The sequence below is a fragment of the Arthrobacter sp. Y3223164 genome (assembly GCF_059091005.1).
In genome coordinates this window covers 1-817 of the sequence record NZ_JBNHGF010000698.1, presented here as the reverse complement: position 1 = coordinate 817, position 817 = coordinate 1, and the positions used below count along the sequence as shown (strand labels likewise).

The 817-nt window shown below is 71.1% G+C and carries 1 protein-coding gene; it reads left to right on the top strand.

Translation table 11 applies throughout. The features are described from left to right. Positions 1 to 557: 557 nt before the first annotated feature. Positions 558 to 817, top strand: a 260-nt coding sequence (locus tag AC5RUJ_RS17480; RefSeq protein ID WP_494156405.1) for a glycosyltransferase family 9 protein, incomplete at its 3' end; no start/stop codon positions are given.

Here is an 817-nt window from a genome sequence, read left to right as displayed (position 1 = left end):
GGGCGGCAGCGTCGGTGGCTGCCCAGCCTGGTTGGGCCGCCTTGGCAGCGGCGACGGCCGCCCGCACCTCGTCGGAGCTTGTTTCCTCCAGCACGCCCACCAGGCTGCCGTCCCGCGGGTCGTGCACCTCCAGTAAGGCAAGGTCCCGGGCGGTATCGGAATCGGTGGTCATATTGCTCCTCCCCTCCAAGGCGGCCTGGGCCTGCCCATTGGTGTCTGGCCAAAGTCCACTGTCACGCGGCGGCGGTGCAGTGCCCATCGCGGCACGCAACACCGGCAACAATGCGTGGTACTGGTTCCCTACCCCCCATCGCGCGGTTTCAGACACGCCGCCGGTTTCAGACACGCTGCCGGTTTCAGGACGCCCGGTGCGGGCGGTTCCTGCGGGCCGGTTCCTGCCTCCGGTCCCGGTTCCGGCTCTGGCCAGCGGCTCGAATGCACCTTAGGGTGAAGTTCACGAGGGGCCCGCGGGGGCGGGCCCAGGGGGTTGCGGCAGGCACGGCACCCGCGCGCCGGGTGGCTGCGCCGCAGGCGGAACGTTAATCCAGGAGGTGGAGATGGCTGGTTCTCCCACAGGCGGCGCCGCTTTCGGTGGCCAGAGGCTCAGTACCGAGGCCCGGCATGGCCGGGGCATTGGGCCGGTGTTGGAGCCCTTCGAGGGGGTGCGGAAGATTGCGGTGCTCCGGGGCGGAGGGCTGGGCGACGTGCTTTTTTCGGTTCCGGCACTCGAGTCGCTGGCTGCCGCCTATCCCGAGGCCAGCGTGACCCTGCTGGGCACGGCGGCCCATGCCGCCCTGTTCCGCGGCCGGCCGGGCCC